This window comes from Oxalobacter paeniformigenes (assembly GCF_027158465.1).
Lineage (GTDB): Bacteria > Pseudomonadota > Gammaproteobacteria > Burkholderiales > Burkholderiaceae_D > Oxalobacter > Oxalobacter paeniformigenes.
In genome coordinates this window covers 11966-30216 of the sequence record NZ_JAMKYL010000006.1, presented here as the reverse complement: position 1 = coordinate 30216, position 18251 = coordinate 11966, and the positions used below count along the sequence as shown (strand labels likewise).

Annotated in this window: 18 protein-coding genes and 1 pseudogene; 10 read left to right on the top strand and 9 right to left on the bottom strand. The window is 51.7% G+C overall.

All coding sequences use genetic code 11. The features are described from left to right. Positions 1 to 158 precede the first annotated feature (158 nt). The 10 genes and pseudogenes from NAI64_RS09110 to lipA all read left to right on the top strand — a co-directional run bounded on the left by NAI64_RS09110 (position 159) and on the right by lipA (position 7407). On the top strand, positions 159 to 407 hold the full coding sequence (locus NAI64_RS09110) for a hypothetical protein (RefSeq protein WP_407946920.1): 249 nt from the start codon (positions 159 to 161) through the stop codon (positions 405 to 407). Positions 408 to 556: 149 nt separating this feature from the next. Beyond that, positions 557 to 1279 (top strand): annotated as a pseudogene (locus NAI64_RS09105) (MlaE family ABC transporter permease); the annotation flags it as partial. Further along, complete coding sequence (locus NAI64_RS07515) at positions 1279 to 2088, top strand: ABC transporter ATP-binding protein (RefSeq protein WP_269299267.1); 810 nt, start codon at positions 1279 to 1281, stop codon at positions 2086 to 2088. The pseudogene NAI64_RS09105 and the gene NAI64_RS07515, both read left to right, overlap by 1 nt. Beyond that, positions 2078 to 2956: an MlaD family protein gene (locus NAI64_RS07510; protein ID WP_269299265.1), complete on the top strand. Its 879-nt coding sequence runs from the start codon at positions 2078 to 2080 to the stop codon at positions 2954 to 2956. Before NAI64_RS07515 ends, NAI64_RS07510 begins: the two co-directional genes overlap by 11 nt. A gap of 23 nt (positions 2957 to 2979) precedes the next feature. Beyond that, complete coding sequence (locus NAI64_RS07505; RefSeq protein ID WP_269299263.1) at positions 2980 to 3582, top strand: ABC-type transport auxiliary lipoprotein family protein; 603 nt, start codon at positions 2980 to 2982, stop codon at positions 3580 to 3582. A 38-nt stretch (positions 3583 to 3620) separates the two neighbouring features. Further along, complete coding sequence (locus NAI64_RS07500; protein WP_269299261.1) at positions 3621 to 4244, top strand: alpha/beta hydrolase; 624 nt, start codon at positions 3621 to 3623, stop codon at positions 4242 to 4244. A 36-nt stretch (positions 4245 to 4280) separates the two neighbouring features. Continuing rightward, on the top strand, positions 4281 to 5426 hold the full coding sequence (locus tag NAI64_RS07495) for a D-alanyl-D-alanine carboxypeptidase family protein (RefSeq protein WP_269299259.1): 1146 nt from the start codon (positions 4281 to 4283) through the stop codon (positions 5424 to 5426). Between the two features lie 18 nt (positions 5427 to 5444). Then, a complete protein-coding gene (locus NAI64_RS07490) occupies positions 5445 to 5720 on the top strand; it encodes an HP0495 family protein (RefSeq protein WP_269299257.1) in 276 nt (91 codons plus the stop codon). 33 nt (positions 5721 to 5753) lie between these two features. Further along, positions 5754 to 6449 carry a lipoyl(octanoyl) transferase LipB gene (gene lipB / locus NAI64_RS07485; RefSeq protein ID WP_269299255.1) on the top strand — a complete coding sequence of 232 codons (696 nt, stop codon included), beginning with the start codon at positions 5754 to 5756 and terminating at the stop codon, positions 6447 to 6449. Continuing rightward, complete coding sequence (lipA, locus tag NAI64_RS07480) at positions 6421 to 7407, top strand: lipoyl synthase (RefSeq protein ID WP_269299253.1); 987 nt, start codon at positions 6421 to 6423, stop codon at positions 7405 to 7407. The genes lipB and lipA overlap by 29 nt, the downstream gene beginning before the upstream one ends. 33 nt (positions 7408 to 7440) lie before the next feature. Here lipA and NAI64_RS07475 read toward each other — a convergent pair whose 3' ends face one another. The 9 genes from NAI64_RS07475 to secD form a co-directional block, all read right to left on the bottom strand. Further along, a complete protein-coding gene (locus tag NAI64_RS07475; protein ID WP_269299251.1) occupies positions 7441 to 9027 on the bottom strand; it encodes a DNA methyltransferase family protein in 1587 nt (528 codons plus the stop codon). 135 nt (positions 9028 to 9162) lie between these two features. After that, positions 9163 to 9852, bottom strand: coding sequence for a thiol:disulfide interchange protein DsbA/DsbL (locus NAI64_RS07470; RefSeq protein ID WP_269299249.1), 690 nt, complete (start codon positions 9850 to 9852; stop codon positions 9163 to 9165). 5 nt (positions 9853 to 9857) lie between these two features. Then, on the bottom strand, positions 9858 to 10379 hold the full coding sequence (locus NAI64_RS07465) for an SPOR domain-containing protein (protein WP_269299247.1): 522 nt from the start codon (positions 10377 to 10379) through the stop codon (positions 9858 to 9860). 7 nt (positions 10380 to 10386) lie between these two features. Then, positions 10387 to 12102, bottom strand: a complete 1716-nt coding sequence (gene argS / locus NAI64_RS07460) for an arginine--tRNA ligase (protein WP_269299245.1) — start codon at positions 12100 to 12102, stop codon at positions 10387 to 10389. A 185-nt stretch (positions 12103 to 12287) separates the two neighbouring features. Further along, positions 12288 to 12800, bottom strand: a complete 513-nt coding sequence (locus tag NAI64_RS07455) for a Spy/CpxP family protein refolding chaperone (RefSeq protein ID WP_269299243.1) — start codon at positions 12798 to 12800, stop codon at positions 12288 to 12290. Between the two features lie 232 nt (positions 12801 to 13032). Then, on the bottom strand, positions 13033 to 13806 hold the full coding sequence (locus NAI64_RS07450) for a fumarylacetoacetate hydrolase family protein (RefSeq protein ID WP_269299241.1): 774 nt from the start codon (positions 13804 to 13806) through the stop codon (positions 13033 to 13035). A gap of 272 nt (positions 13807 to 14078) precedes the next feature. After that, entirely contained in the window at positions 14079 to 15332 is a 1254-nt protein-coding gene (gene icd / locus NAI64_RS07445) for an NADP-dependent isocitrate dehydrogenase (protein WP_269299239.1), read from the bottom strand. 62 nt (positions 15333 to 15394) lie between these two features. Next, the gene (secF, locus tag NAI64_RS07440) at positions 15395 to 16336 is read right to left on the bottom strand and encodes a protein translocase subunit SecF (protein ID WP_269299237.1); all 942 of its coding nucleotides are present in this window, start codon (positions 16334 to 16336) and stop codon (positions 15395 to 15397) included. 27 nt (positions 16337 to 16363) lie between these two features. Further along, on the bottom strand, positions 16364 to 18238 hold the full coding sequence (secD, locus tag NAI64_RS07435; RefSeq protein WP_269299235.1) for a protein translocase subunit SecD: 1875 nt from the start codon (positions 18236 to 18238) through the stop codon (positions 16364 to 16366). Positions 18239 to 18251 lie beyond the last annotated feature (13 nt).

Sequence of the window (18251 nt, the reverse complement as noted above, 5' to 3'; positions counted from 1 at the left end):
CGTGTCGAAAATACCCTGTGACCGGTATTCGGCTTGCCGGAAAGCAATACGGAAATGTGCCGTTTTTCGTGTAATATTCAAAAAAGAGCGGTTATTGTGAACAAATAGCGTTTCATATTGCAGTATGAAGGCGCATGTAACAGGAAAAACGGACAAGTATGCCGAGCAATCAGGATCAGAGTCCCAGCATAGACAGAAGCGGCAGTACGGATATCGTGCTTCGCGGTAACTGGCGTGTTGAATCGCTGGCCGCTTCAGGGGCTATTGACCAGATCAGGTCGACTGTTTTGCTTTTTGCGGAAAAGGACGATATGACATGGGATCTGACACAAATGTCAGGTCTGGATTATATCGGGGCACAGCTGTTGTGGGATGGCTGGAAGCGAGTCCGTCCGGTCTTTTGCTGACTGCAGAGCAGGAGAGGCTTTTTTCCAGACTGGAAAGTGCCGGCAGCCTCACGATGCCAGAGGGGGGCAACGTACGTTGGGTACCATTTTCCCGGCTAAGGAATTTTCCGCGTCTGGCGATGGATCATATATCTTCCATGGTCGCCATGCTGGGGCAGCTGATGATCGATTTGCTCCGTTTTATCCGCGCTCCGCACAGAGGGCCATGGACGGAAATATCGGCCAATGTCTATCATGCCGGTGCGCAGGCGCTGACGATTACGGCGATCGTCGGTTTTCTGATCGGTGTCGTCTTGTCGTATCTGTCAGGGCAGCAGCTGCATATATTCGGTGGAGACATATTTCTGGTCAACCTCCTGGGCATGAGCGTTGTTCGCGAACTGGGACCTTTGCTGGCAGCCATTCTTGTCGCGGGGCGTTCCGGATCTGCCATGACGGCGCAGCTCGGCGTCATGCGCGTGACGGAAGAACTCAATGCCATGCAAGTCATGGGAATGCCGCATGGGTTCCGGTTGATATTGCCGAAAGTCATCGCTCTGTCAGTCGTTATGCCACTACTGGTTATCTGGACCGATATCCTGGCATTGCTGGGAGGTATGCTGGCTGCGAGTTTTGAAATCGGTCTGTCCATTCCCTATTTCATTTCGGCGTTGCCAAAGGCCGTACCTATCGCGAATTTCTGGATCGGTCTCGGCAAGGGATTTGTTTTCGGCATATTGATTGCGCTGATCGCCTGTTATTACGGTATGCGGATCAAGCCTAATACAGAGAGTCTGGGACAGGGAACGACCAGTGCCGTCGTCACATCCATTACGATTGTCATTCTGGCTGATGCGATTTTTGCGATAGTGCTGCAGGGTGTGGGGTTCTGATGGAGGCGAATGCGATAGAAATTCAGGGCTTGTGGACACAGTTCGGCAGTCATGTCGTCCATAAAGATCTGAATCTGACGATCAAAAGAGGTGAAATCGTTTCGATTGTCGGTGGTTCGGGTTCCGGAAAAACGACATTGCTTCGGGAAATTCTCGGGCTGCAAAAGCCGGCGCGTGGTACCGTGAAGGTGCTGGGTACCGATATCGGTACGGCCAGTGTGCAACAAATGCGCCGTCTCAATGATCGCTGGGGGGTATTGTTCCAGCAGGGTGCACTTTTTTCGGCCATGTCGGTTTTCGACAATGTTGCCCTGCCCATGCGTGAATTGCATGGATTGCCGGAAGATTTGATTGCCAAGGCCGTTTTGCTGAAATTGCAGATGGCCGGATTGTCAGCGCGGGATGCAGGCAAAATGCCCTCCGATTTGTCAGGCGGCATGATCAAGCGGGTGGCATTGGCCAGGGCGTTGTCGCTTGAACCGGATTTGTTGTTTCTGGATGAACCGACTGCCGGGCTGGACCCGGCATTATCCGACAGTTTTGTAGAGCTGGTGCAAAGTCTCCATGATGAACTGAAACTGACAGTCGTGATGGTTTCACATGATCTGGACACGATTCTGGATTTGTCGACCCAGATCGTGGTGTTGGCCGACCAGACGATTGTCGCCAGCGGGCCGCCGGAAACGGTTCTGGCAGTGCGTCATCCCTTTATAGAAGCTTTCTTTCTGGGACCCAGAGGCAGAAAGGTGCTGGCCGGTTTGCCGAAATTGAATGTCGCGAAAGTATTGAGAGGATGCGATGGAAAATAAGTCTCATGCGTTTATCGCCGGATTGTTTACAGTCTGTCTGGTTGCAGCGGCCCTGTTTATTGTCTGGTATCTGAATATGGACAAGACCGTTCGACTGCCCTACATGATTTCCACCAATCAGTCTATTCCGGGTCTGAATCCGCAGGCGACGGTTCGTTATCGCGGAATGGATGTCGGGCGGGTAACCAGCATCGGATTCAATCCTGCCAAACCGGGGGAGATCCTGATTCATTTCGAGGTCAAGGAAGATACTCCCATGACGAAATCGACGTATGCCACCCTGACATATCAGGGCGTTACCGGAATCGCCTCCGTGGAATTGGGTGATAGCGGGACGAATATGGAAAAACTTGAAACATCACCGGAAAAACCGGCGGAAATTCCGATGAGGCCCAGTCTGCTTGCGCAACTCCAGTTGCGTGGATTGCATATTTTGCAGGAAATACAAAGTATCACGTCACGCCTGTCGTATATTTTCAACAAGGAAAACAGCCAGACGCTTGTTGATTCATTCAGAAGCATCGGCCGTGCGGCCAAGAGCTGGGAAAAAGTGCCGGACCAGCTGGAACCGGTACTGCAACAGATGCCGCAGATGACGGATGATACTCGGGAAATGATCCGTTCCGTTACCGAATTGTCTCAGGAACTCAAGGAACTGAGCGCCAAAGCCAATACGATGCTGGCGAATGATATTAACAGCGATACCGTTCCCCATCTTGAATCGCTGACGGAAGAAGCCAAAATAACGTTATCCAATCTCAACAAGGTATTGGATCAATACCAGCAGCGGCCGTCAGGACTGCTTTTCGGGGCCAGGGGGCCGGCTCCAGGCCCCGGGGAACCAGGATTTGACGCAAATGGAAAATAAAAACGAGTTCGGGGGAATCAGTCATGATGAAGCGGATAAGATTTTGTGTGGTCATGGTGTTTTCGGCGATCATACTGGCTGCCTGCGCGTTGGGCGACAATCGCCCGACAGCGATGCTGTATGATCTGGGACCGATCGGAACGGATGGAAAAGTATCCATGGCGTCAGGAATGCCGGCCGTCCGGACAAAAGTGAGCTCACCCGGGTGGATGAGTGAAAATCTGATGTTTTACAGGTTGGATTACATCAATAACCAGCAAATCCGTTTCTATACCGAGAGCAGCTGGAATGCTGCGCCATCGCGACTTTTCAAAAGCAGGCTCGATGCTTTTCTGGTTTCATCCGGGAATCCGGTTGTCGGCGCAAGAACGGTGTCCCCGGCACTCGTATTGCGTATCCATATCGAGGATTTCAGCCAGCATTTCAGCAGTCCGACCGACAGTGTCGGACGTATTGCGCTTTATGCTTCTCTGTTTAAGGGGGGTAATCTGATCGCGCAGAAAGTTTTCAGCAAGGAAGTGGCCGCACAGACACCGGACGCACAAGGTGGGGCGCGGGCCCTTGCACAAGGCAGCGATGCCCTTGTTGTGGAAATCATGCAGTGGATGCTTGAACAACGGTTATGATATGCCGGGCCGGATGGCGATGATGACGGGAGACAGGAATGAATGCTGATACGAAACAGTTTTTTCTGACCGGAGAAGCCGGAAATCTTGAGTGTGCGCTGGATTTGCCCGGAACCGAACCTGCCGGTATCGCCCTGCTTGCCCATCCACATCCGCTTTATGGCGGTACCATGAACAACAAGGTAGTCCAGATGATGGCGCGTTCTTTTGTTGGTCTTGGCTATGCTGCCGCAAGAATGAATTTCCGGGGTGTCGGCCGTTCCGGAGGGATGCACGATTACGGAAACGGCGAAACAGACGATATGGCAGTGCTTCTGGATCATATGAGGAAACTGTATCCCGGCCTGCCGTTCGTTTTGGGAGGGTTTTCGTTCGGAACCTATGTCCAGTCCAGGCTGCAGCAACACCTTGCCTCAAAAGGGCTTCAGCCGGAAAGAATGGTATTCGTCAGCGCGACTGCCGGAAAATGGGCAGTAGAAAAAGTACCGGGGAATACGGTGCTGATTCATGGAGAACTGGATGATGTCGTCCCACTGACGGATGTTTTTGACTGGGCCCGTCCACAGGATTTGCCGGTGACGGTTGTCGCCGGAGCCGATCACCTGTTCAATCACAAATTGCATCATATCCGCAATATCATCACGGCTTTTTTCCGCGCTTGAGCGTAGCGTGCGTTAGCAGTCCCGAATCACATTCCTATGAGAAAAAGTCTCTGGCAGCTTTGCATACTGTTTTTCGCCATGCTGGTATATCCGGCATATTCTCTGGCAGTGCCGAAAATGACGGCGAAAGCCTGGTTGCTGATGGATACTGTCAGCAACCAGATACTGGCTTCCAGAGGAGCCGATAGGAAAATGGCTTCGGGAACCGCATCGAAGCTCATGACGGCCTGCCTGGTTTTCGACGCACTCAAAGATGGAAAAACGGAGTTGGATCAGGAAGTGGTGATATCCGAAACAGCCTTGCATCCTGGATCGGGCAGTGCCAGCATGTTTTTGCAGCCAGGCCAGTCGGTTACCGTACAGGACTTGTTGCAAGGCTTGCTGGTTCATGGAGCAGACGATGCCGCGCTGGCATTGGCGTTGACAGTTTCCGGAGATGAGCGGAAGTTTGTCGAATTGATGAACCATGAAGCCAGCCGAATCGGTATGAAGTCGACGCAGTTCGTGCATCCCTATGGCGCTTCCGTAAAGCAAGGATATTCCACACCAGCCGATCTGGCGGTTTTGTCCATGTATATCATCCGGAATTATCAGGCTTATTACGATTATTTTTCAATACGTGAGATAACCCATAACCGGATCAGGATGCGCAATCCCAATCGTCTGTTATGGCTGGATGCGGCTGTCGATGGCCTGATGGCGACAAACAGTGCCGGTAAGGGACATACACTGGTGGCTTCCGCAAAACGCCAGAGCGTATCGGGTGAGCGCCGGATGCTTGCGATCGTAACGGGACTGTCATCCGATCAGGTTTGCGCACAGGAAGGGCTGAAATTACTCAATTCGGGGTTTCAGGACTTCGATATGATCCGCCTGTTCAAAAAGGGACAAGTCGTTTCATCACCCGTAGTCTGGAAAGGATCATCCGGCGAAGTGGATATCGGTTTCGAGGAAGATACATATATTTCCGTTCCGAAGGGAAAAGCGTCCAGGTTGCGTTCGATTCTTGTCAGACAGGATCCGTTGATCGCACCGATCGACGAAGGGACACAGATCGGTACACTGAAAATCATGATCGATGACAACGTCATCGCCGAATTGCCGGTTGTTGCGCTGGAACAAATCAATGTCGCCAGCTTTCTCGGGCGATTGTGGGATACTATCTGCCTGTGGTTCAAATGAAGGAAATAGGAGCTCGCGATGAGTTGTTTTCTTGGAAATGAAGATCCGATCGAATATCCTTGCGATTTTCCCATCAAGATCATGGGGGAAAGAAAAGATGAGTTTGCCGGTACCATTGTCGAAGTGATCCGTGTGCATGATCCCTTGTTCGATGCCGCGTCTTTGGATATGCGTCTTTCTTCCAAAGGGAATTATCTGAGCCTGACGGCCGTAGTGCGTGCAACAAGCCGCGAACAGCTGGACAATCTGTACCGTGACTTGTCCTCTCATCCGATGGTTCGGGTTGTCTTGTAGTCAAGTGATTCCGGAGCCGGTGTATTGCCAGCGATGAGTACTGAAACAATCATTGTACGTCAGCTCGGACGGGTGTCCTACGCACCTGTTTTCCGGAAAATGACCGAATTCACCCGCATGAGAAATGCCTCGACACCGGATGAGATCTGGGTAGTCGAGCATGACCCGGTTTTTACGCTGGGACAGGCAGCCTCGCGTACCCATATTCTGGATGCACACGGGATTTCTGTATACGAAACGGATCGCGGCGGAGAAGTGACCTATCATGGGCCAGGGCAGCTGGTCGTCTATTTGCTGATCGATCTGAAACGCCGGTTCCGGAAGCTGTATGTGCGCGAACTTGTGTACCGGATAGAAGAAACGATCATCCGTGCATTATCCGTTTTTCGTATCGATGGTGAACGTCGCAAGGGAGCACCCGGTATTTATATTCCAGCTCGACCCATGTATGCAGGCTGGCAAGGAGCCAAGATCGCTGCACTGGGTTTGAAGATCAGGAGCAATGGTTGTATGTACCACGGTTTTTCGCTGAACGTCGCCATGGATCTGGAGCCGTTCAAATGGATCGATCCGTGTGGCTACCGTGGATTGGCCGTTACCGATATGCGGTCCGTCGGGTTTTCCGGCCGGAAGGATGAGGTGATGCAAACGGTACTGGCATGTCTGTCTTCCGAACTGGAATGCAGGCTGGACATGGCAGATGTCATGGAGACTGGAAATGGCCGATGATACGGGCAAGACAAGAAAGGCGCTTCTTTCGCAAAAGCAGAAAGGCGCCCTGAAAACATCGAGAATCCCCATCAGAATACAACCGGCGGAAAAATTGCCGAAGCCGCCATGGATCAGAGTGAAAGCCGGGACATATCGTTCACATTTTTATGAAGTGAAAAACCTGATCGCGTCGCACAAACTGGTGACAGTCTGCGACGAAGCCAGTTGTCCGAATCGCGGGGAATGTTACGGAAGCGGAACGGCGGCTTTTATGATCATGGGGGACAAATGTACTCGCCGTTGTCCGTTTTGCGATGTGGCGCATGGTTTGCCGGATCCGCTTGATGCCGGCGAACCGGAACAGCTCGCTGATACGATAGCCCTGCTGGGATTGTCCTATGTCGTGCTGACTTCAGTCAATCGTGACGATCTCAAGGATGGCGGTGCCGCACATTTCGTCGCCTGTCTCAAGGCAATCAGGGCTGCATCTCCGGAAACGAAAATCGAGATACTGACGCCGGATTTCAAGGGACGGATGGAGCGGGCACTGGATGTGTTGTGTGCATATCCTCCCGATATTTTCAATCACAATCTTGAAACAGTACCGCGCCTGTATCTTCAGGCAAGACCTGGCGCTGATTATCTGTCGTCGCTGGCGTTGCTGCGGGCCTTCGGAGAACGGTGTCCGCATATTCCGACAAAATCTGGATTGATGGTCGGACTGGGAGAAACGGATGAGGAAATTATCCAGGTGATGTCCGATCTGAGAGCGCATCACGTTTCCATGTTGACTATCGGCCAATATCTGATGCCCTCTTCCAATCATTTGCCGGTTCTGAGATATGTCAGTCCGGAAACGTTCGCCAGATTCGAACGGCTTGCCGGTCAGATGGGGTTTGCCCATGCAGCGGTCGGTCCATTGGTACGGTCAAGCTATCATGCAGACGTACAGGCAAAAAAAGCGGGAATGACGTAATCATTCCCGCTTTTCCAAAGGGGATGGAATGAATCAGACCGTTCTTTCGATCAGGTCAATTTCGTCCGGACTCAGGCCGAACAATTCATAAACGATCAGGTCGATTTCCTTTTCGGCACGTGCGATATCGGCATTCATGTTGAAGACCTTGTTTCTTTCCTGATAAAAATAGTCGTTCCAGAGTTGAAGGTCGTCTGCCGGAATATCCGTCTTGAATGCATCGATGATTTCGTTTCGGAATACATCGAATTCATGGGCGAACCAGTTATGCAGTCGCTGGGTCAGTTTTGATGACAGGCCGTCAGGCAGCAGATTGTAGGCAGTCATGCCACGGAAATGTCTGACCAGATCGTCTCTTGAAACAGAGGCTTCCTGACAAAAATCGGAAAGCTGTCCCATACGTGCGCGAACCAGACCCGGTGCATCGGGAACCGGCAGCGTTTCGATACCGGAAACCGTCAATTCATAGGTTCCGTCAGGTTTTTTGATGGAATTGTTCCGGATCAGATACCAGAGTACGGAAGAATTGAGCAACGCGACAAGATAATAATCATGTTCGGTCGTGTAAAGGCCGGAATGGTTGAACGCGCCACCGTTTTTGTCGATCGAGAATGTCGGATTGTGAGACTGTTCGGAAAATCCCAGCTTGGCGCTGAACATTTTTTCCGGGTTTTCGCTGACCTGCTGCAATTCAAACCATTTCTGTGTGCCGGGTCTTGCTTCCAGTTTTTCACGGAACGGCAGCAAATGTTTTTTGACAGCCGGATATTTTTCGATATCGTACTGATTTTGCGGGGTGTAGATGAGCCACTGCGATCGTGATTCAGCCGTCCATTTATCCCTATCTTCCTTGCTGACATAAGGTTTCAGAATATCTGCGGAATTCGGATCTTCCTTGACCAGACTTTCTTTGGTCTTGTCGTCGACGATAAAGGCTTCATCGAGTCCGGTGACGATACCACGGTATACCGGGCCGTACATTTCGCGGAGTGTTTGATAAGAGCCTTTGAGCTTTTCATCCAGAAAACGGCGTGCGCTTTCCTGCAGCCATCCGGTCGTTTTCCCGGAAAGCAGATTGATGGCGTTCAACAGCAGATAAAAGCGGGAAAAGGCGGCACTGTCTCCGAGCATGTCCGCCAGAACGAAGCGTTCGTATACCTTTACCTTGCGGTTTCTGGGATACAGGCGGATTTCATTCAGGTCGGACAACAAATAGAAGCCGTCTTTTTGCAGTTCACCGAATTTCCAGGCTTCCTTTTCAAAAAGCTGTTCGGTTTCGGAAGAAAGATCTGCTCCGGTTTCCAGTTTCCATGCGGCGATGGCCTGCTGATTTGCGGGTTTGAACTGCCCGGCAAGAATGTCGAAGAAGGGTTCGGGAGTGGAATCCGGCGCGATCGTTACCGTATTTCCGGATGCACTGTAACCGAGAAGTTTTTCCAGAATTTCGGAAGTGAAGGCAGAAACCTGGGATGCATGGTCTTTCTGACGAAGTTCTCCAAGGCGGTTGCACCATTCCTGCAATACGATTTTCTGGGAATCGAGGTTCAACTGCTTTAGTTCGGATTCTAGAATCTGTGTATGGAAAAGTGTCTGTGAAGGATTCTTTTGTGTATTTTCCATCGATTTGTCCCGTTAAAAAGTAGTTTGATATTCAGAAAAACAAGTTTAATCGTTTATCGATCAAAAAAACAATATGCCCTGTATCAGGGCAAAAACCATACTTGCCACAACTGTTTTCACCTTGTGAAGGCGGGATCATTTATGTGGTGCGGCCTTTTCCTTTTTGGCTTGCCGGACAAGTGCATCCATTACTTTCAGCGTCTGCTGGTGCATCTCCGCTTCGGAAAGATCCATATTGTTTCCTGAACTGACGATGGCCGGGGAAGTCAGATATTTCCCGTTGATGGCGATCATGGGAACGCCCTCGATCTCATAGGATGACTGCATTTCGACAGCCTTGTTGCACAGTACCTGTACATAAAACGACTGGTACATATCCATGAATTTCTTGCGGTCGATACCGTTTTGTTCGATGAAATCGAAGATCTGCTCGTCTGTTCTCAGGGAAACGTGCTGAACCTGTATGGCATCGAATATCTTGTGGTGCAATTCATTGGTCAGCACATCCATGGCGGAAAGCGTGTAAAACAGTTTCTGGTGCAAAGCCATGGATTCGCTGAATTTGACGACGACGCGTTTGAATACGACATCTTTTTTGTGCTTTCTGGCCCAGTTTGTCAGAGATGTGTCGAATGCATAGCAATGCGGACAAAAATAGCCGAAAAATTCGATGACTTCGACCTTGTTTCCGGTATCGACAGGTTGCGGAGTGGACAATACCTGATAGTCCACGTTTTTGACGGGAGCCGATGGGGACGCAAAAGCCGAAAAGGTCATGAAGCCAAGCAGCATGACCGCAATCCAGCGAGAGAAAGATTTCATCATTTTTGTTATTTTGTTGAACGGGTAACCGTGGTACTGATACCGTGCTGTTTCAGACGGTTTTGTGCGTTGAGCGCTGCGGCATTGCCTTTATAGGGCCCCAGACGTACACGATAGATACTGCCGTTGCCTGATGTGACTTCTGAGATATGGGAGCCAAATCCGAGCAGTGCCAGATTGCCGCGCATGTTCTCGGCCTCGCTTTTGTTACGGAAAGCGCCTGCCTGAAGATAGCAGATGTTTTTATCTTCCACAGAATCCTGAGGCAAGGTGGGCTGACTGGTTGCCGTGTCCGGAGCCATAACCGGTTTCGGTATTTCCTTTCCGTAGAGAGACTGGTTCGGATCGGCTGCGGGGGAAGTGACCGTTGCCGGGGTCGGCGCATTGTCGGGCTTGTCCTTGCGGGCCGCGAAAGGAATCGGTGTTTTCGTCACCATCAGCGCGACAACGACCGCGATGACCAGACCGGTTATCAGACCGACGATGAAACCGAAAAGCGTACCGCTTTTTTGTTTTTTCAGGGTTGCCATATGACACTCACATTTTTACCGGAGCGGAAACGCCCAGCAAGGCCAATCCATTACGCAAAACCTGCCGTGTCGCTTTCAGCAGAGCCAGACGTGCCAGTTTTGTCGGCTCGTCATCGACAAGAAAACGTTCGGCATTATAGTATCCGTGCAGTTCCCCGGCGAGCTCGCGCAAGTAAAAGGCGATCAGATGCGGGCTCAATTCTTCCTGTGCGCGGGAAAGCATGTCCGGATAGTCGGCCAGTTTGGTCAACAGTGCGTTTTCATGGGAAGAAACCAATGGTGAAAGATCCACATTTTCCAGAACGGATTCGTCGCCACCCCATTGTGCAAAGACAGAACAGATACGGGCATGCGCATACTGTACGTAATAAACCGGATTTTCATCGGACTGCGATAGTGCCAGATCGATGTCGAAAACGAATTCGGTATCGGCTTTTCTTGAAATCAGAAAGAAACGGACCGCATCGCGACCTTTCGCGATATCACCCGCGCCAGACCACTCGATCAGATCCCTGACGGTCACATAGGAACCTGCACGTTTCGAGATTTTGACTTCGGCGCCGTCTTTCATGACGGTGACCATCTTGTGCAGGACATAGTCCGGGAATCCGGCCGGAATTCCCTGATTGACTGCCTGGAGGCCGGCCCGGACACGGGCGACAGTACCGTGATGGTCGCTGCCCTGTACGTTGATGACCTTGTCGAAACCGCGTTTCCATTTGTTGATATGGTAGGCGACATCCGGAACGAAATAGGTGTATGTGCCATCCGTTTTCCGCATGACACGATCCTTGTCGTCACCATATTCCGTAGTCTTGAGCCACAGCGCACCGTCACTTTCGAAAGTTTTTCCCTCGCGGGTCAGCGCTTCGACAGCTTCCTGAACCTTGCCGTCGCGGTAAAGCGACGATTCGAGAAAGAAGTTGTCGAAATGGATTCCGAAAGCATTCAGATCGTTGTCCTGTTCATTGCGCAGGTAAGCGACCGAAAATTCACGGATCGATTGCAAATCGTCGGCGTTTCCGGATGCCGTGACGGTCGGACAGTTTCTGGCCGTTACGGTTTTTTTCGCCATGAAGTCCGCGGCGATATCGGCGATATAGTCACCGTTGTAGGCGCTTTCCGGCCAGCCGGCATCACCCGGTTTCAGACCTTTGGCGCGAGCCTGTACGGAACGGGTCAGATTGTCGATCTGTACACCGGCATCGTTGTAATAAAACTCACGTGTGACGTCATAACCCTGTGTTTCGAACAGGGCCGAGATGGCATCCCCCAGCGCCCCCTGACGACCATGGCCGACATGAAGCGGACCTGTCGGATTGGCGGAGACGAATTCGACCATGACTTTCTTGCCGGCTCCGCGGTTGCCATAACCGAACTTTTCTTTTTGTTCCAGTACAGTACGGACAACACGTTGTTTGGCCGCCGGCGTCAGTCGGAGATTGATAAATCCGGGGCCGGCGATTTCACCGGAGGCGATCAGTTCCCGGGAGTCCGATGCGGTCAGAACGTTGTCCAAAATGGTTTTTGCGATTTCACGCGGATTTTTCCTGAGCGGTTTTGCCAGTTGCATAGCGATGTTGCAGGCAACATCGCCATGGGCGGCATCACGCGGTCTTTCAAGCGAAATGACAGGTTGTTTGGCGAGGTCGTTTCCTTCTGTCAGGGTATTGACCGCATTCTGAAAAAGACTGGTGATCTGTTGTTTCTGTTGAGCAAGCATGAAAATAGAAAACGGTATTAAAACAATATGTCAGAGCGCCCTGTAAGGCTTTAAAAAGAAATTATACTGTTTGTCTGTATTGAATGGTGCGATTGCGAGGCGCTTTGCGGCAATACGATGGAATTGGTACAAAAAACGCCTGACGATGTCAGGCGTTTTTCAGAAAATACCGTCGCATCGACGGATCAGCGCCGTGCCGGGCCGCCACGGCGGAAGCGCGGATAGTACATGGATTCGCTGTCGAACGTTTTCTGCTGTTCGGGTGTCAGCGTCGCATAGAAGGTTTTCAGTGCAGCCAGCTGATCGGTCAGAGCCTGTTCGTGGGCTTTCATCCGGTCGATCATCGCCTGCATTCTTTCCGGAGAGGTCATTTTTTCGAGATCGGCGCGGCGAACCGGCTTCCATGCTTCCAGATTCTTGTCGGCGACGGCTGTATAGTCAGCCCACGCTTTTTCCTGTTCGGCATTCAGTTTGAGTTTGTCATGCAACGCGGTACGACGCTGGTGGTGATAGTCTTTCCAGCGTTCATGGGCACGGGCATGATAACCATAACCAGGGCCGGGACCGCCTGCGGGGCAGCCGACATAATCGTCGTTGTCGGTGGATTGGGTTTGCGCAAATGCACCTGTCGTGATGCCGGCGGCACACAGTCCGGCGGCGGTGAGGCCTGCGACAAGAAGTTTGTTGAGTTTTTTCATACGATTTCCTTTCAGGGCGAATGGATCATGAATGTGTCAGGAAATAGTATAAGGTGGTGAAAACCGGTGCGTAAGGGGTTAGGGCAGGTATTGTGTAACAGTTTGTTGCCGGTGTTTTGACGTAAATTAACTGAAGATAGGTGAAAATCACGACAGGAATGAGATTGGCGAACCTGATAAAAAAACGGCAGACAGCCGACTGGCTGCCTGCCGTTTCCGTATCGTTCGCGGATCAGGCTTCGTACTTGTTGACCAGATGACCGACACCATCGATGACAACTTCAACGGTGCTGCCGGGTTTCATGGAACCGACACCGACGGACGTACCGCAGGAGATGATGTCGCCCGGTTCGAGCGTCATGTCATGGGAAATCATGCTGACGAGCTTGAACGGCGGGAAAATCATGTCGCTGACAGGATAATTCTGGCGTTCCTGACCGTTCAGAATGGTTTTGATGACCAGTGTGTTCGGATTGTCGATACCGGAAACGATACCCGGGCCGAAGGAACCGAAGGTATCGAAACCCTTGGCACGGGTCCACTGTGCGAAAGTCGGATCTTTCTGGATCAACTGGCCGGCGGTAACGTCGTTGGAGCAGGTATAGCCGAAAATATAATCTTTTGCGTCGGCTTCGGAGACTTCCTTGCAGCGTTTGCCGATTACGATACCCAGTTCGCCTTCATAGACGACCTTGCCGTCATAGGAATTCGGTTTCCTGACCACGTCGCCGTCAGCGATATAGGCAGTGCTTGGTTTCAGGAGATAGAGCGGTTCTTCCGGAATGGCGACGCCCAGTTTGGCTGACAGTGCATAGAAGTTGTTCCACAACAGAATCATTTTGCTGGGCGAGCAAGGCGTCAGCAACTTGACATCGGCCAGTTTGACCGATTCGCCGGCAGGTTGCGGATTGTCGAACATATTGCCGTTATAAACGGAAATCGTGTCTCCTTCCAGCGTGCCGAATTTGACTGCATCGCCTTGTTGAAAGCGTACCCAAGTTTTCATCTTCTCTCCTTAATAAACATTCAGGTCCCCGTCAGGGACATGAAAATGATATTCCATAAAGCCGGAAACTAAATGTCCGGCGTCTGACCGGACAATTGTTATCATTAACAGTCAGTCAAGATGAATCATCATAACCGAACTGATGGAAAATTTGTATCGGCAATAAAAAGTTTTCGTTTTTTTATCGATACAGATTTTCATGCGAAACCGGTAGCGGGAAACATACGGCCACGCGAAAACCGGACAGCCGGCAAGGGCTGCCCGGCAAAATTTTACATGAATGAAATCATGATATTGCCGAATTCGGACGTGGAAACTTCTCGTGCGTCACTCATCAGACGTGCGAAATCGCTGGTGACCTGTCTGGACGAAATGGCCTTCTGCATGGAGGCGATGACCAGATCGGCCGCTTCGGTCCAGCCGATATGACGAAGCATCATTTCTGCCGACAGGATCAGCGAACCCGGATTGACGTTGTTCTGTCCGGCCAGCGAAGGGGCCGTTCCGTGTGTCGCTTCGAAAATGGCGACGGAATCCGAAATGTTTGCTCCCGGAGCGATACCGATACCGCCGACCTGTGCGGCCAGTGCATCGGAGATATAGTCGCCGTTGAGGTTCAATGTCGCCAATACGCTGAATTCGGCCGGACGCAGCAGGATTTCCTGAAGGAAAGCATCTGCCAGTACATCCTTGACGACGATTTCACGACCGGTTTTCGGGTTTTTGAAGCGGCACCATGGTCCCTTGCCGATCACTTCGGCACCGAACTCGCGTTTCGCCAGCGCATAACCCCAGTCACGGAAGCTGCCTTCCGTGAATTTCATGATATTGCCCTTGTGAACCAGTGTGACGGAAGGACGGTCGTTGTCGATGGCATACTGGATGGCCTTGCGGACAAGCCGTTCGGTACCTTCACGGGAAACCGGTTTGATGCCGATGCCAGATGTTTTCGGGAAACGGATCTGACTGACGCCCATTTCACGAACCAGAAAGTCGATGACTTTCTGTGCTTCTGGTGTGCCTTCTGCCCATTCGATACCGGCATAAATATCTTCGGTGTTTTCACGGAAAATGACCATGTCGGTTTTTTCCGGTTCGCGCAACGGCGAAGGAACCCCCTGAAAATAACGGACCGGGCGCAGGCAGACATAAAGATCAAGCCGCTGTCTCATGGCGACGTTCAGGGAACGGATACCGCCGCCGATCGGCGTGGTCAGCGGTCCCTTGATCGAAATGACGAATTCTTTCAGGGCATCCAGTGTTTCTTCCGGCAGCCAGACATTCTCGCCATATACCTTGAGGGATTTTTCCCCGGCATAAACTTCCATCCATTCGATTTTCCGTTTGCCGGCATAGGCTTTTTCGACAGCGGCGTCGATGACCTTGCGCATGACGGGCGTGACATCGATACCGATGCCGTCACCTTCGATAAACGGAATGATGGGATGATCGGATACGTTCAGCGAAAAGTCGGGATTTACCGTGATTTTTTCACCGGACTGCGGTACTTGAATATGTTGGTACATCTGATTCTCCGGATAAATACGAGCTGTAATTTGAAATTGAAAACGGTTGGTGATGTGTTTGCCTATACGACGGCGCCATCGGCATTGCCCTTTTCCTTGACGGGTTTGACAAGGTCTTCACGTTTGATACCCAGCCACATGGCAACAGCTGCCGCCACGAATACGGAGGAATAAATGCCGAAACAAATACCGATCGTGAGCGCCAGCGCGAAATTGTGAAGCGTCGGGCCACCGAAGATCAGCATGGACAACACCATGATCTGGGTGGAGCCATGGGTGATGATCGTTCGGGAAATGGTGCTGGTAATCGCGTGGTTGACGATTTCCATCACGCTCTTTTTTCGAAGAATACGGAAATTTTCGCGAATTCTGTCGAAGATGATGACGGATTCATTGACGGAATACCCCAAAATCGCCAGAACGGCCGCCAGTACCGACAGCGAAAATTCCCACTCGAAAAAAGCAAAAAATCCCAGAATGATGACGATATCGTGCAAGTTCGCGATGATCGCGGAAACGGCGTATTTCCATTCGAAACGGAAAGCGAGATAGATAATGATGCCGATCACCACCATGCCAAGCGCCATGAGTCCGTCATGCGTCAGATCGTCGCCGACCTGAGGGCCGACGAATTCGACACGCTGGAGATGGGCGTCCGGATTCTGCTCAAGGAGTGCAGCCATGACTTTCTCGCTTTGCTGGGCGGATGTCAGGTCTTTCTGGATCGGCAGGTTGATCATGACGTCCTGTGCGCGGCCGAAGTTCTGCACCTGAAAATCGTCACCGAAGCCGAGTTTTCTGACTGTCTCGCGAATGCGCTCCAGATCGGCGGCTTTCTGGTAAGTGACTTCCATGACGGTACCGCCAGTGAATTCCACAGAAAGGTGAAGTCCCTTGTGCCACAGAAAAAATACGGCTGCCAGAAAGGTGATGAATGAAATGATATTGAAAATCAGCGCATGGCGCATGAAGGGAATATCTTTTTTGATCCGAAAGAATTCCATGTCGTATCCTGTTTTCCTGTCAAAATCCTATTTTTTGTCGTTCGTTGCGGTGTTATCAGGCCGCCATATCTGTCCGATGGACAACGATGTCAGTTTCTTCCGGCGTCCATACCAGAGGTTTGCCAGACCGCGTGAAACGAAAACGGACGAGAACAACGACGTCAGAATGCCGAGAACATGCACGACGGCAAACCCGCGGATCGGTCCCGTACCGAATACCAGAAGCGCCACACCGGCGATCAGAGTGGTGACGTTGGAGTCAAGAATGGTTGCCCATGCGTGACCGAAGCCGTTGGCGATGGCAGTTTGCGGACTGTTGTTGGCACGCAATTCTTCACGGATACGTTCATTGATCAGCACGTTGGAGTCGATTGCCATGCCCAGTGCCAGCGCGATAGCCGCAATACCCGGCAAGGTCAGGGTGATCTGCATCAGCGACAGAATGGCGATCAGCAACAGGACATTCACCGACAGCGCGATCACGCTGAAAAAGCCGAATACCATGTAGTACACGATCATGAAGAGCGAAACCGCCACGAAACCGTATAACGTGGAAAGGAAACCCTTGGTGATATTTTCGGCACCCAGTTGCGGACCGATCGTCCGTTCCTCAATAATTTGCATCGGTGCCGCGAGCGAACCGGCGCGAAGCAACAGAGCCAGGTCGGTAGCCGCTTCAGGCGTATCCATGCCGGTGATCTGGAACTTCGAACCCAGTTCATCACGGATCGAGGCGACGGTCAGGACTTCGCCCTTCCCTTTTTCAAACAGGACGATAGCCATCAGTTTGCCGATTTTGCCGCGTGTCGCCTGACGCATCTTTCTGCCGCCATCACCGTTCAGGTCGATACTGACGGCGGGTTGCTGGTACTGGTCGAAGCTGGCAGATGCATTCGAGATATATTCGCCGGTCAGAACGGGTTCCTTGTAGAGAATGACCGGAGCGCCCTTGCCCTGGCGGAAAATTTCGGAACCAAGCGGTACGGCGACACTTTCTTCCGTGCCGCGTGTAATGGATTCATCGACCATCCGGACTTCGAGCGTGGCGGTACGGCCGATGATGTCCTTGGCGCGGGATACATCCTGGACACCCGGGAGCTGGACAACGATTCTGTCGGCCCCCTGTTGCTGGATGACCGGTTCATTCACACCCAGTTCGTTGACACGTTTGGACAGCGTGGCAATATTCTGTTTGACGCTGTTTTCGCGGATCTGTTTGATGGCATCGGCACTCAGGGCGATGATCAGCTTGTTGCCTTCCGCTTCTTCACGCAAAGTGATTTCGGAGAGCTGGCCCGTGAGGATTTTTTCGGCACGCTGGCGCGTTTGCGGATCATTGAATTGCAGTTCTACCGTATCGCGTACCCGAACGAGACCGGAATACCGGATACCGTTTTCCCTGAGCAGGTTTCTGGCGGAAATCTGGAGACCCTGTATGCGGGAATTGATGGCCGCATCCACATCGACCTGCATGAGGAAATGCACACCACCACGCAAATCAAGGCCAAGGTACATGGGCAAGGCATGCAGGCTCTGGAGCCACTGCGGCGTATTGGGCAGCAGATTGAATGCGATACTGAATGTCGGATCCTGCGGGTCCGTATTGAGTTTGCTTTCCAGAACTTCCTTGGCCTTGAACTGGATGTCTGTACTCGTGAAACGGACCTTGATGGTGGAGTGCATGCCGCTGGCATCGAAATAGATCCCGTCGACGGGGATCTGGCTGTCGCGGAGGATGCGTTCGACCCGATCCATCATCTGCGTATCGACCTTGACAGTCGATCGGACGCTGCTGATCTGAACAGCAGGCGATTCCCCGAAGAAATTCGGCAGTGTATAGATGATGCCGAAGATGATCGCGGCGACAATAACGATATATTTCCAGAGTGGGTAACGGTTCATGATTTAACGTCGG